This is a genomic window from Paraburkholderia caledonica NBRC 102488 (assembly GCF_000685095.1).
GTDB lineage: Bacteria > Pseudomonadota > Gammaproteobacteria > Burkholderiales > Burkholderiaceae > Paraburkholderia > Paraburkholderia caledonica.
Genome location: NZ_BAYE01000002.1, coordinates 625,559 through 637,697 on the forward strand (window position 1 = coordinate 625,559; position 12,139 = coordinate 637,697).

Sequence of the window (12,139 nt, forward strand, 5' to 3'; positions counted from 1 at the left end):
CATCCTGGCCCGACGCGCGATCCCGGAGGAGCGACGGATGACCAGCAGCAAGACAGAACAAACCACACCGGCGGCCACGAACGGCCGTCCGAGCCGTGAAGAAGCAGAAGCAGCCGTGCGCGTGCTGCTGCGTTGGGCCGGCGACGATCCGCAGCGCGAGGGCCTGCTCGACACACCGGCGCGCGTGGTGCGCTCTTACGAAGAGTTCTATGCGGGCTATCAGGTCGATCCGCGCGAAATCCTCGCTCGCACGTTTTCCGAGGTGGACGGCTACGACGAGATGATCGTGCTGAAGGACATTCGCTTCGAAAGCTATTGCGAACATCACATGGTGCCGATCATCGGGCGCGCGCATGTCGCGTATCTGCCGCAGCATCGGGTCGTCGGCATTTCAAAGCTCGCTCGTCTCGTCGACGCATTCGCGAAGCGCCTGCAGATTCAGGAAAAGATGACCGTGCAGATCGCCGACACGTTGAACGACGTATTGCAACCGGCGGGCGTGGGCGTCATTCTCGAAGCCGCGCATCAGTGCATGTCGACACGCGGCGTGCACAAAGCCGGCGTGACAATGGTTACGTCGCGCATGCTCGGCACGTTCCGCACGGACCCGTCCACGCGCCGCGAGTTTCTGTCGATCGTCGGCAATCCCGGCGCCGTCGCGGTGCCCAACACGTAAGAGCACGTTTCTAGCCGAACGCGCGGCACCACGCGTGCCTCACGCCGCCTTGCGCGTGCTGCGCGGTTGCCCGAACGTCGCGAGCATCACGGCGCCGAGCACACAGGCAACGCCCGCGAGTTGCGCCGCGCTAACCGGCTCGTGCAATAGCAGCGCGGCCAAAGCCAATGCACTGACCGGCACGAGCGCGGTCGTCAAGCCGGCCTCCGCGCCGCTCACGCGCGCGGCGCCTTCATACCAGAGAACGAAGCCGGCCACGGTCGGCACGAGCGCGTAATACAGCACGCCGCTCAGAGCGCCGGCGTCGAGCGGCATGCTCCAGGGTCTTTCAAAGCACGCAGGCACGACCGACACCGCGAAGCCGACGCCGCACATCAACGCCGACAACGGCAGCGGCGCAACCGGCGTGCGCAGCTTGCGATTAAGCAGAATGAAGAGCGCCTCGCAGACAATCGCCGCGAACACCAGCGCGTTGCCCACGATAGAAGAACCGCCTGCATGCGGCGCAACGCTTTCGCCGGGATGCACGGTGCAAGCAAGCACGCCCGCCGTGGCAAGACAGACCGCACCGAGCAGCGAAGGCGACGGCCGCTCGCCCAGCGCCAGCATCGCGACTACCGCCGACACTGCGGGCAACGTGCCCGCGATCACGCCTGCATCGCCGGCGGAGGCAAGTTTCATCCCGCTGATGAGCAACACCGTATAGCCGACGCTGCCCGCCGCGGCCTGCGCGACCACGAGCGCGGCGTCGCGCCGGTCGAGACGCGGCCACCGAACGCCGCGCCAGCGCATGATCAGCACAAACAACGGAAACGCAATTGCGAAGCGCAGCGCGGTCGCGCTGAACGGCGGCAATCCCGCCGCGATCGACTTGCTCACCACCACCGTGCTGCCGACGCCGACCATCGCCAGCGCGCAGCACATATAACCGATGTACCGTGAGTTCATCCGGCATCTCCGAGGCAAAGGTACGAGCACGCAGCTTAAACATGCGTCGGCAGGCGGTCTTGAACGAAATTGCAGCGCGTCGCGCAGTGGCCCTGCGGGAGATCGATCGAGTATCCTGATTGAAGGAAGAAGCCCGGGCGCGACGGGAACGGTCTTTGCATCGGCAGTCGAGCCGGGCAACAATAGGCGCGCTTTCAACTTCCCAACAAGAACCCAGGAGCCGCTCAATTGGTAGAGTTTCCGTCGTCGGCGGTATCCACTTGGGGCGGCGCGGTCGTCTTCGGCAACGTGCTGCTGACGCGACTCGGAGTGCCGATTCCCGCCGTCCCCGTGTTGCTGTTTGCCGGCTCCGCGATCGCGGCGGGCACGCTGTCGTTCTGGCCGGTGCTGTGCGCCGCGGTGCTCGGCGCATTGATCGGCGACGGCCTGTGGTTCACGGCCGGCCGCCTTTACGGCAGCAAGCTGATTGGCGTGCTCGGTCAGCTGGTGCCCGCTCTCGATGCCCGGGTCGAACAGGCTCGCTCGATGTTCGAGCGCTTCGGCGTACCGCTGGTGTCGATCTCGAAGTTCGTCCCTGGCCTCGCGCTGATTACGCCGCCGCTGATGGGCACCACGGCCGTCGACGCGCGCATCTATGCAATCTGGGACCTGACTGGCGCAATGGCGTGGGCCACTTTCTGGCTTCTCGGCGGCGCGGCAGCGGAACGGCAACTGCATATGTTGTTCGAGTTCGTCAGAGCGCGAGGCGGCACGGTGATCGATTTGCTGCTGGGCGCCGCGTTGCTGTATCTCGCCTATCGCCTTTTTCTGCAGCGGCGGGCACGCCGGCAATCTGCGCTCGCCGATGGCGGCGCGCAACCGCAAGCGTCGAGCCGCGCGGCGGCCCGCAAGCCGACGCCCAAGGTACTCGACGCACGTCCACCGGGCGCGGCGCTCGACACAGCGTCGCCGATTCCGGGCGCGTTCGCACTCGACCCGCATTCGCCCGAACAGATCGACTTCGCTCTGCGCGCTTACGACATGGTGATTTACTGCGTGTGCCCGGACAGCGCGACGGCTGCCGAGATCAGCATGCGCATGCGCAACTACGGCTATACGCGGATTCGCGCGCTTCGCGGAGGGCTGGATGCATGGCAGCGGCGCGGCTTCCCGGTGGGAGCGCTGCTGGCCGACGAGCCGGGCGCAAGCCGGCCAGCGCAGTCAGTTGGCGGATTGCGTGGCGGCTTGGATCGAGACGCACAAAACGCCGTGACCCTGCGCGGCCTCGCGCCGCGAAGCCGCGCAAGCGCATGAGTGCCGGCTGCGCTGTCCAGGTTAACCTCGCCTCGTGTGCTTCAAGCTAATCAATAGCAGCGAGTACTACGTCATCGAACGCATGGGCGACTGCGCCGCAGAGACGCGATTGCGGCCCGCCGCTTTCGCCACATAAAGCTGCCGGTCGGCCGCGGCGAGCAGGTCGAATGCGTTTGCACCTTGCGCAGGCACACAGGTCGCGCAACCGACGCTCACCGTGACCGCCACTGTGTCGTCGCCGCCCTGCAGAATGTCTTGCGCCTGCACTCTTCGGCGAATCTTTTCGGCGACCGTGAGTGCACCGTCGGCCGACGTGTCCGGCAGTATCACGGCAAACTCCTCGCCGCCATAGCGCGCGACCACATCGACTGAACGGCGCACCGTGGTCGATATGCATTCGGCCACCGCGCTCAGTGCCTCGTCGCCGCTTGCATGCCCGTGTGTGTCGTTGAAGTGCTTGAAATGATCGATGTCGATAAAGAGCGCCGACAGCGGCTGGCCCGTGCGCCGCGCGCGGCGCCACTCTTCGTCGAGCCGATTGTCGAGCACACGGCGGTTGCCAAGTCCGGTTAGCGGGTCGGTGGCGGCGAGGCGCGTCAACGCAGCCTGCGCGCGCAACTTGCCGCGCAGCGCAAACGCCAGTAGCCAGGATACCGCCACGAAGACTGCGCCGAACGCGAGCGTCAATGCGCCGCTAATCGTCGCGCGTCGACGCCACGGCGCCAGCACGTCGTCGACGGCGGGCGAAACGACCGCAATCAGCGAGGTGCCCGGCACGTGCGCGTAGGTGAACATGCGCTCGACACCGTCGACCGCGGAAGGCGCCACATAGGAACCGGCGTTGTGCGCGGCCATGCGGACGAAGCTCGGGGACCTCGCAATGCTTGCACCGATATCTTGCGGCAAGTACGGCTTGCGCGCGATGAGCGTGCCGTCGTCCATCGCGATGAATACCGAGCCCTGCTTGCCAATGTTGATCCGTTCGAGCAGGCGTTGGAAGTATTCGATGCGAATCGCAAGCAACGCAACGCCGGCAAAGTTGCCATTGGCGTCGTTGATCCGCCGGGTGAGCCCTATCGACAACTTGCCGTCGCGCAAGCGGGAGCGGAACGGATGCGACAGATAAAGACCCGCCGTCGCGTTGCGCCGATGGACCATGAAATAGTCGCGGTCAGTAAAGCGAACGTCCCGGTTGATGTCGCCGCTTTGCGAAGCGATCACGTCGCCCTGCGCGCCCACGATATACGCGCCGCCGAGATACGCGGCCGTCGTAGCACGGTCGAACAGCACCGCTCGCTGCGCGTCCGGAGGCAGCCCGGCACCCAGGTGATGCTGCGCGCCATCGGCCATTGCCTGCAACGAGAGGTTATAGATTTCGACGTTCCTCTCCAGATCGCTGGAGATGATCGACACCAGGTTCTGCGACGTTTCGCGCGCATGGTTAAGCGCGTCAGTGCGGCCGCTGAGGAGCGTCAGCAACGTGAGCGCCGCCATCGCCACCGCGACCAGCGTACCGGCCACACCCGCCAATACCGGACGATTGCCTACGTAACGCGCGACGCTGCCTGCTCCATGCCGGAAAGTCCTGCGCCAGCGACGCCTCTGCAAATGCGCTCGATTTGCCACCTGCGCGTTGCCTCCATTGCACGCGGACCGCATGAGCGTGCGGGCCGCCATTCGAAATTATGCGGGGGTGTATTGCCTGCCGCGTGTCAGGCCGCGTTCGCGCTATAGCTTGCGCAACAGTCCTGCCGCCGAACGCATGCGGCGTTTGCGCTCCTTGTGCAACCACTGCAGCACGGCGTCGGTGTTGCCCGATCCGGCAAACAAGGACGCATTGTCGCGCAGCAACATTTCGCTCGCGACAATATCGTTTAGCGTTCCGAAACGTTTTTGCACCTGCTTGAGCCGCTTGAGCGTGCGCTTGTGGCTGCCGCTCAATACCGGCTGAAAAAATTCGAGCAGATAGCGAAGCTTCTTGCCGGCTTTCCTGACGTCGTGAAAAGCGGCGTAATTAGAAGGTTTCGCGCGGCGCGCGCGCCTCGCGCGCTTGAACAACGAACGCTCCGACGCTGCCACCCGTTTGCCCGCGAATTTGCTCAGCGGTACGCGTTCGTGCGTCGTGTTGATCTCCGTGGATGCGCTCGTCAACGCCTCGCGCAGCAGATGCTTGACGTCCGCGTTCGACAGCGTCTCGCGGCTCGTCGCGAGCGCATTGCCGCGCGCCTGCTCCAGCTTCGGCGCGAGGCTGCGTGCACCGCTATCTTCCTGGCCGAGGAGTTCGATCAGGATGTCCCAGTCGCGGGTTTTGCCGGCTGCAGTGGCCAGATACTTGTACAGCGCGCGTTGCCGCGTGTTTTCGCCCTTCTCGAGGAGCGGCGCGAAGGCCCACCACAACGACCGCAAACGGCGGAGCGAAACCCTCAGCTTGTGCAGCGCTTCCGGCGATGGATCTTCGCGTACTGCAGTCGCGAACGCTATCGCGTCGCTCACGAGCGGGGCCGCATACGACGCGAACGCCGCGTGCGCTGTGGGCTCTTGCGCAACCGGATCGGCGACCGACGCGCCTTCGTCCGCCTTGCGGCTTTCCTTGCGACTGTCGCGCGCCATCGAATTTCCCCCGAAAGGTGTACCCGCATCCTCAGCGTAGCAAAAACGATTCCTGCGCGCTATGCAGCGCTGGCTTGGGCCGTGAGCCAAGGCGCCGCCCGCCAAATGCCCGTGGATGCCCGCTCATACGCATCCGCCGATGCACGTGTCATCGTACAGACACATATGCCCCGCAGGATCGGCAATTCACCGACATTCCTCCAGGGGCACACGTCATGCCGGAACTTTCGTACCCGCAACCCAGCGCGGCCAGTGGCAAGGGGCGCAATCTAGGTCTCGTGATCTTCCTCGCCGTGATCGTAGTCGGCGTGGGCTATTGCGGTGTGCAGCTCGCGGGCGATCTCCAACCGGTGCGAGAGGGTTCCATCCTGCCGTATCTGCTGCTCGGCGTCGCCCTGCTGATCGCACTTGGATTCGAATTCGTCAACGGCTTTCACGATACCGCGAACGCCGTCGCCACGGTTATCTATACACATTCGCTTGCGCCGAATCTCGCGGTCGTGTGGTCCGGCGCGTGGAATTTCCTGGGCGTGCTGACCTCGAGCGGCGCGGTCGCGTTCGGCATCCTGCAACTGCTGCCGGTCGAGCTGATCCTGCAAGTGGGCAGCAGCGCGGGCTTTGCGATGGTGTTCGCGCTGTTGATCGCGGCAATCATCTGGAATCTCGGGACCTGGTATTTCGGCTTGCCGTCGTCGAGCTCGCATACGCTGATCGGCTCGATCATAGGCGTCGGCCTGATGAATCAGTTGATGCACGGCGTGAACGGCACGAGTGGCGTGGACTGGACCCAGGCGCTTGGCGTGGGCAAGTCGTTGCTGTTCTCGCCGCTCATAGGTTTTCTCGCAGCCGGACTGCTGCTGATGATTCTGAAAGCCGTCGTGCGCATTCCCGCGCTGTATGCGGAACCGAAGGGCAAGGAGCCGCCGCCGTTCTGGATTCGCAGTCTCCTGATCCTCACCTGCACCGGCGTTTCGTTTGCGCACGGTTCGAATGACGGCCAGAAAGGCATGGGCCTCATCATGCTGATCCTGATCGGCACGGTGCCGACGGCGTATGCGCTGAACAAGGCCGTTACGCCCGCTCAGACGCAGACGTTCGTCGCGGTCGCGGAGCAAACGTCGGGCGCTCTCGCGCGCTACACGAATGGCGCGCCTCCTTCCGCCAATCCGCGCGCCGATGTCGAAGCGTATGTCCGCACGCATCAACTGACGCCCGCGACGGTGCCCGCCTTGAAACAACTCACGGATATCATCGCGCACCAGGTCGGCACATCCGGTTCGATGGCGGCGGTTCCGCAAGGCATCGTCGACAACGTGCGCAACAACATGTACGTGGCGTCGGAAGCGATTCGTCTGATGGACAAGGCGAAGCAACCTGCCTTTGCTCCGGAAGACGCCAAGGCGATCAACAACTTCAAGGGCCAAACGGATCACGCCACCAAGTTCATCCCGACGTGGGTGAAGGTCGCGGTGGCTATCGCGCTGGGCTTGGGCACGATGGTCGGCTGGAAGCGGATCGTGGTGACCGTCGGCGAAAAGATCGGCAAGCAACACCTGACGTATGGACAGGGCGCGTCGGCCGAACTCGTTGCGATGATGACGATCGGCGCGGCCGACATGTACGGCCTGCCCGTGTCCACGACACACGTTCTGTCTTCAGGCGTGGCCGGTACGATGGCAGCCAACGGCTCGGGCTTGCAATGGGCGACCGTGCGCAGCCTTGTGCTCGCGTGGGTGCTGACGCTGCCCGCCTCTATCGCGCTCGCGGCCGGCTTGTACTGGGTTTTCCGCGCCGTGTTTTAACAGTCCGTTCGCGGTCGTTCATGCATCTGCATGCATGGACCGGCATAACGAAAAAGCGCGGCATATGCCGCGCTTTTTCGTTTCTTCTACTTCAGATACAAGCCGGCTAACCGCTCAATAGACCTCGGGCACGATCATTGAAGCAGGCACAGGTTGACGGCTGTACTCGTCGTGATATACGCGCGCCGGCAATTCGACACGCGGATGCTCGATCTCGTGATACGGCACCTGGCTCAGCAGATGGTGAATGCAGTTCAGGCGCGCGCGTTTCTTGTCCACTGCCTGCACGACCCACCACGGCGCCTCGGGAATATGCGAGCGTTGCAGCATCACCTCTTTCGCCAGCGTATAAGCCTCCCAACGGCGCCGGCTTTCCAGGTCCATTGGGCTGAGCTTCCACTGCTTCAGCGGATCGTGGATGCGGTTCTGGAAGCGGATCTCCTGCTCTTCGTCGGTGATGGAGAACCAGTATTTGACGATCTGCACGCCGCTGCGCACGAGCATCTTCTCAAACTCGGGCACCGAGCGAAAGAACTCTTCGTATTCTTCGTCGGTGCAAAAATTCATTACGCGCTCGACGCCCGCGCGGTTGTACCAGCTGCGGTCGAACAGCACCATCTCGCCGCCGGCGGGCAGCTGCGAGACGTAACGCTGGAAATACCATTGCGTGCGCTCGCGATTGTTCGGTGCGGGCAATGCCGCAACGCGGCATACGCGAGGATTGAGCCGCTGCGTGATGCGCTTGATCGCGCCACCCTTGCCCGCGGCATCGCGCCCTTCGAAAATCACCACGAGACGATGCCCCGTCTGCACGATCCAGTCCTGCAATTTGACGAGCTCGCCCTGCAAGCGGAACAACTCGCGAAAATACACCTTGCGTGCTTCGCGGTGCTCAGGCGTGAAGCCCTCCGCACCGTCGAGGATGCGGTCGTCGACCTCCATCTCGAGTTCCTCGTCGTACGCGTCGATGAGGTCTTCCTCGAAACGGCGTTGCCGCTCCACGAGCAACTCAGCTTCAGGTCTCGGATCCTGCTCTTTCATTGCGGCTCTCCTGGCGACGAAAATGATCAGGCTCGCGGCGGCAAAAGCGACGCGGGCGCGCCCGATTATCGGTGCGTCCGGTGTCAGCCGTGTTACCGCAGCCTGCTAATGATAGCGAGTTTCACGCCGACGCCGCCCGCTAGCGCAACGGTTTTGCGAAGCTGAGTTCGTGGCCGTCCGGGTCGGAGATGTGAAAATAGCGCTCGCCCCACGGCGCATCGGAGGGCTCGAGCGAAGGCTTGAATCCGGCGGCCAGCGCCTTGCGATAAATCGCATCGACATCCGACACATAGACGATCACGCGGCCCCACCAGTTGACCGGCGCACGCGAATCGGCGATCAGGTTCAGATACGTGCCGCCAAACGCGAACGACGTAAATGCGGCTTGCCCGCCGCCGAATTTAAGTGGGAAACCGAGGGCTTCGTAGAAGCGCACCGCTTCGCGCATGTCGCCGGTGGCGAGCGTGATAGCGCTGAGCGACTCGATCCGCGGTTCGGCCCCGGAGGATGAAGCTGACGAAGCCGAAGCATCGGTCTCGCCGGATGGATGAGCGGGCAGGTTCATGACGGCGGTCTCCTTGGCGTGCGGTCGCGGACGGCTCGCGGTGGCATCACAGTGTCTCACACGCCGCAAGCCCGCTCGACGTCGGCGATGGCCGCGCACGCCAGATTCCGCTGGATCTCTGCCCGGGCGAGCCAGACGGCCGTAGCCGGATACGCACTTGAAAAGCCCAGCCGCGCCCCGCATCTGCAATTCCGTTTATCCGGAGCATCGCCATGGGAAGCCGTCCACGCTTCATCGATGACCTGTCGCGCGCCGCATCCGACGCCCCCGGGCCGAACCATCTCAATTCGCTATCCGACGACGCCCTGCTCGACGCCTATTCGCGCACCGTCATTGGCGCGCTGGAACGCGTGCAGCAGGCCGTCGCCTTTATTTCCGTCGAACGCCGGCTGGCGGGCGGCGCCACGCGCGAACGCGGCGCTCGCGGCGGCACGGGCTCAGGCTTCATCTTTACGCCCGACGGCTACCTGCTGACCAATAGCCACGTCGTGCATGGCGCGACGCACATCCAGGTCACGCTCGCCGACGGCTCCAGGTTCGACGCCGATCTGGTCGGCGACGACCCCGGCAGCGATCTGGCCGTGCTGCGAATCGGCTCGGCCGAGCCGCTGCCGCATGTGGAGCTGGGCGACTCGTCGAAGCTGCGCGTCGGGCAGATCGCCATCGCGGTCGGCAATCCGCTCGGCCTCGCGCAAACGGTGACGACGGGTGTCGTATCGGCGCTCGGCCGCTCGCTGCGCTCCAATTCCGGCCGCATGATTTACGACGTGATTCAGACGGACGCCGCGCTCAATCCCGGCAATTCCGGTGGTCCGCTGATCAATTCGGCGGGCCAGGTGATCGGTGTAAATACCGCGATCATTCCCGGCGCGCAGGCCATCTGCTTCGCGACCGCGATCGACACGGCGAAGTGGGTCATCATGCAGATTTTCGCGCATGGCCGCGTGCGGCGAGCGTATATCGGCGTGGCGGGCACGACGACGCCGCTGTCGCGCCGCGTACAGCGCTACTTCGGTTTGAGCGCGCAAAGCGCCGTACATGTGATGGAAATCGTCAAAGGCAGTCCTGCCGCGGCGGGCGGTCTGCGCACCGACGACACCATCGTCGCAATCGACTCGCTGCCGGTGCAGGACGTGGATGCGCTGCAACGCACACTCGACGCGTCGCGGATCGACAAGCCCGTCAACGTGACGGTGCTGCGGGGCGCGCAGCGGCTCGAATTGACGCTGACACCGGTGGAACAGGCAAGCTGATGGCGTAAAAAAACCTCGGGCTCTTTCGAGCGCGAGGTCTTGTGTTCGTGAACGGCGCATCCCGATCGACACGCCGTCCACACCATTCGAAAAACGCTTATTGAATGATCCGCGTGACACCACGGCCGCGAGGATCGGATGCGGGCTCCGGCGTGTCGTCATTGATCTTGATGGCCTGAATATCGCCGTTGAAGTTCTGGGCCTTTAGCGTATAGCCCTTCGCTTCGACCTGCTTGGCGAGTTCGCCGTCGATCGGCTGGTACGGCTCCCAGAAAATCGTGTTCGGCGGCAGCAACTGGTGATGGAAACGCATCGCGCCGACCGCTGCCGGCAACGGCATGTTGAAGTCGTAGATGTTGTTGATCACCTGGAAGATCGACGTGAAGATGCGCGAGCCGCCCGGCGTACCGATTACGAGCGAGACTTTGCCGTCTTTCGTGAGAATCGTCGGGCTCATGGACGACAGCGGGCGCTTCCTGGGTTCGATCGAATTCGCGTCGCTGCCCACCACGCCGAACATGTTGGCCACGCCCGGCTTCGCGGAGAAGTCGTCCATCTCGTCGTTCAGCACGATGCCCGTGCGATCCGCGACTACGCCCGAACCGAAGTACCCGTTCACCGTGTAGGTGTTCGACACCGCGTTACCCCACTTGTCGACCACCGAGAAATGCGTGGTTTCCGCTTTCTCCGGCATCGACGTGCCGAGTCCGGGCTGGACGCTCTTCGTGTCGGACGGGGTTTCCGGATTGACCTCAGAGGCACGCTTTGCGATGTAAGCGTCGTCGGTCAATTGCGCGACGGGCACCTTGTAAAAGTCGGGGTCACCGAGATATTGCGCGCGGTCGGCGAACACGCGTTTTTCGATTTCCGCGATCAGATGGATGTATTGCGGCGAATTGAGCGGGACGTCCTTGAAGTCTGCTTCGCGGTCGGCCTTCATCTTCAACAATTGCACGAGGCCGATGCCGCCCGAACTCGGAGGCGGTGCGGTGTACACGCGGTAGCCTTTCCAGTCGGCCTGGATCGGCTGGCGCCACACGGCCTTGTATTGCTGCAGATCCGCCTTCGTGATGAGGCCGTGACCGCGCATGGATTCAGCGATCAGGTCGGCGGTCTTGCCCGAGTAGAAGTCTTTCGCGCCCTGGTCCGAAATGCGCTGCAAAACGGCGGCCAGATCAGGTTGCTTGAAGTTGACGCCTTGCTTCAGGTTGCCGAAGTAGGTGTCGAAGTTCGTCTTGCCGGCGAATTCTTTCGCTGCCGCGTCGCGACGCTCCTGCAGTTGCTCGCTGACCGTGAAGCCGTCGCGCGCATAGTGGATGGCCGGTGCGAGTACCTGTTTCCATTTCAGCTTGCCGAAGCGGCGCTGCGCCTGCCACATGCCGTCGACCGTACCGGGCACGCCCACGGCACGATAGCCGTACAGGCTCATGCCCTTGATGACCTCGCCCTTGTCGTCCAGATACATGTTCTTCGTAGCCGCGAGCGGCGCGCGCTCGCGATAGTCGAGGAAGTACGGCTTACCGCCCACGTACAGCGTCATGAAACCGCCGCCGCCGATGTTGCCCGCTTCCGGATACGTCACGGCGAGCGTGAAGGCGATGGCGACCGCGGCGTCGACGGCGTTGCCGCCTTCCTTGAAGATCTGTTCGGCGGCGTCGGCGCTGTACTCGTCGGCAACCGCGATCGCGGACGCAGTCAGGACAGCCGGCTGAGCTTTCGCGGGCGGCTTGGCGACTGCCGGCGTGGCCTCGAGAAATCCGACCGAAACAGACAGCAGTGCTGCCAGCGCGAACCCGCTAGCAGACGATTTGGCGTTGCGGAACAACTTCATTGATATCCCCCAAGACGACTGTTTCACCAGACGATAACTTCCATTCCCTTGGGGCTTATAACATGTGAACAGGCTCTTTGCGAAGCCGCGGTAGCCCGTAGGAAGACTGCTGCGGCACAC

General features: G+C 63.7%; 10 protein-coding genes. 4 read left to right on the top strand and 6 right to left on the bottom strand.

The genetic code is table 11. The features are described from left to right. Nucleotides 1–37 precede the first annotated feature (37 nt). Nucleotides 38–676: a GTP cyclohydrolase I FolE gene (gene folE, locus BCA01S_RS06715; protein ID WP_027776269.1), complete on the top strand. Its 639-nt coding sequence runs from the start codon at nt 38–40 to the stop codon at nt 674–676. Between the two features lie 39 nt (nt 677–715). Here folE and BCA01S_RS06720 read toward each other — a convergent pair whose 3' ends face one another. Next, nucleotides 716–1,624: a DMT family transporter gene (locus BCA01S_RS06720; protein ID WP_027776270.1), complete on the bottom strand. Its 909-nt coding sequence runs from the start codon at nt 1,622–1,624 to the stop codon at nt 716–718. Between the two features lie 228 nt (nt 1,625–1,852). Between BCA01S_RS06720 and BCA01S_RS06725 the strand changes: the two genes are divergently transcribed. Beyond that, nucleotides 1,853–2,917 carry a VTT domain-containing protein gene (locus BCA01S_RS06725; RefSeq protein WP_027776271.1) on the top strand — a complete coding sequence of 355 codons (1,065 nt, stop codon included), beginning with the start codon at nt 1,853–1,855 and terminating at the stop codon, nt 2,915–2,917. 66 nt (nt 2,918–2,983) lie between these two features. Here the strand turns inward: BCA01S_RS06725 and BCA01S_RS06730 are convergent, their stop codons facing one another. Continuing rightward, nucleotides 2,984–4,576 (bottom strand): GGDEF domain-containing protein, encoded by a 1,593-nt coding sequence (locus BCA01S_RS06730; protein WP_052369435.1) that lies wholly within the window; start codon nt 4,574–4,576, stop codon nt 2,984–2,986. A gap of 69 nt (nt 4,577–4,645) precedes the next feature. Further along, nucleotides 4,646–5,527, bottom strand: coding sequence for a CHAD domain-containing protein (locus tag BCA01S_RS06735; protein WP_027776273.1), 882 nt, complete (start codon nt 5,525–5,527; stop codon nt 4,646–4,648). A gap of 215 nt (nt 5,528–5,742) precedes the next feature. On the opposite strand from BCA01S_RS06735, the gene BCA01S_RS06740 reads away from it, so the two are divergent. After that, the gene (locus BCA01S_RS06740; protein ID WP_027776274.1) at nt 5,743–7,329 is read left to right on the top strand and encodes an inorganic phosphate transporter; all 1,587 of its coding nucleotides are present in this window, start codon (nt 5,743–5,745) and stop codon (nt 7,327–7,329) included. Nucleotides 7,330–7,443: 114 nt separating this feature from the next. Here BCA01S_RS06740 and ppk2 read toward each other — a convergent pair whose 3' ends face one another. Both ppk2 and BCA01S_RS06750 read right to left on the bottom strand, forming a co-directional pair. Continuing rightward, nucleotides 7,444–8,370: a polyphosphate kinase 2 gene (gene ppk2 / locus BCA01S_RS06745; RefSeq protein WP_027776275.1), complete on the bottom strand. Its 927-nt coding sequence runs from the start codon at nt 8,368–8,370 to the stop codon at nt 7,444–7,446. Nucleotides 8,371–8,509: 139 nt separating this feature from the next. Continuing rightward, on the bottom strand, nt 8,510–8,935 hold the full coding sequence (locus BCA01S_RS06750) for a VOC family protein (RefSeq protein ID WP_042318056.1): 426 nt from the start codon (nt 8,933–8,935) through the stop codon (nt 8,510–8,512). A gap of 212 nt (nt 8,936–9,147) precedes the next feature. Between BCA01S_RS06750 and BCA01S_RS06755 the strand changes: the two genes are divergently transcribed. After that, on the top strand, nt 9,148–10,188 hold the full coding sequence (locus BCA01S_RS06755; RefSeq protein WP_027776277.1) for a S1C family serine protease: 1,041 nt from the start codon (nt 9,148–9,150) through the stop codon (nt 10,186–10,188). A gap of 97 nt (nt 10,189–10,285) precedes the next feature. On the opposite strand, the gene ggt is transcribed toward BCA01S_RS06755, so the two are convergent. Beyond that, nucleotides 10,286–12,019, bottom strand: coding sequence for a gamma-glutamyltransferase (gene ggt, locus BCA01S_RS06760; protein WP_027776278.1), 1,734 nt, complete (start codon nt 12,017–12,019; stop codon nt 10,286–10,288). Between the last annotated feature and the right edge of the window lie 120 nt (nt 12,020–12,139).

What these genes read in the sequence shown, in the direction of transcription:
- folE (WP_027776269.1), top strand. Translation starts at nt 38, where the DNA reads ATGACCAGCAGCAAGACAGAACAAACCACACCGGCGGCCACGAACGGC.
- BCA01S_RS06720 (WP_027776270.1), bottom strand. Translation starts at nt 1,624, where the DNA reads ATGAACTCACGGTACATCGGTTATATGTGCTGCGCGCTGGCGATGGTC.
- BCA01S_RS06730 (WP_052369435.1), bottom strand. Translation starts at nt 4,576, where the DNA reads ATGCGGTCCGCGTGCAATGGAGGCAACGCGCAGGTGGCAAATCGAGCG.
- BCA01S_RS06735 (WP_027776273.1), bottom strand. Translation starts at nt 5,527, where the DNA reads ATGGCGCGCGACAGTCGCAAGGAAAGCCGCAAGGCGGACGAAGGCGCG.
- BCA01S_RS06740 (WP_027776274.1), top strand. Translation starts at nt 5,743, where the DNA reads ATGCCGGAACTTTCGTACCCGCAACCCAGCGCGGCCAGTGGCAAGGGG.
- ppk2 (WP_027776275.1), bottom strand. Translation starts at nt 8,370, where the DNA reads ATGAAAGAGCAGGATCCGAGACCTGAAGCTGAGTTGCTCGTGGAGCGG.
- BCA01S_RS06750 (WP_042318056.1), bottom strand. Translation starts at nt 8,935, where the DNA reads ATGAACCTGCCCGCTCATCCATCCGGCGAGACCGATGCTTCGGCTTCG.
- BCA01S_RS06755 (WP_027776277.1), top strand. Translation starts at nt 9,148, where the DNA reads ATGGGAAGCCGTCCACGCTTCATCGATGACCTGTCGCGCGCCGCATCC.
- ggt (WP_027776278.1), bottom strand. Translation starts at nt 12,019, where the DNA reads ATGAAGTTGTTCCGCAACGCCAAATCGTCTGCTAGCGGGTTCGCGCTG.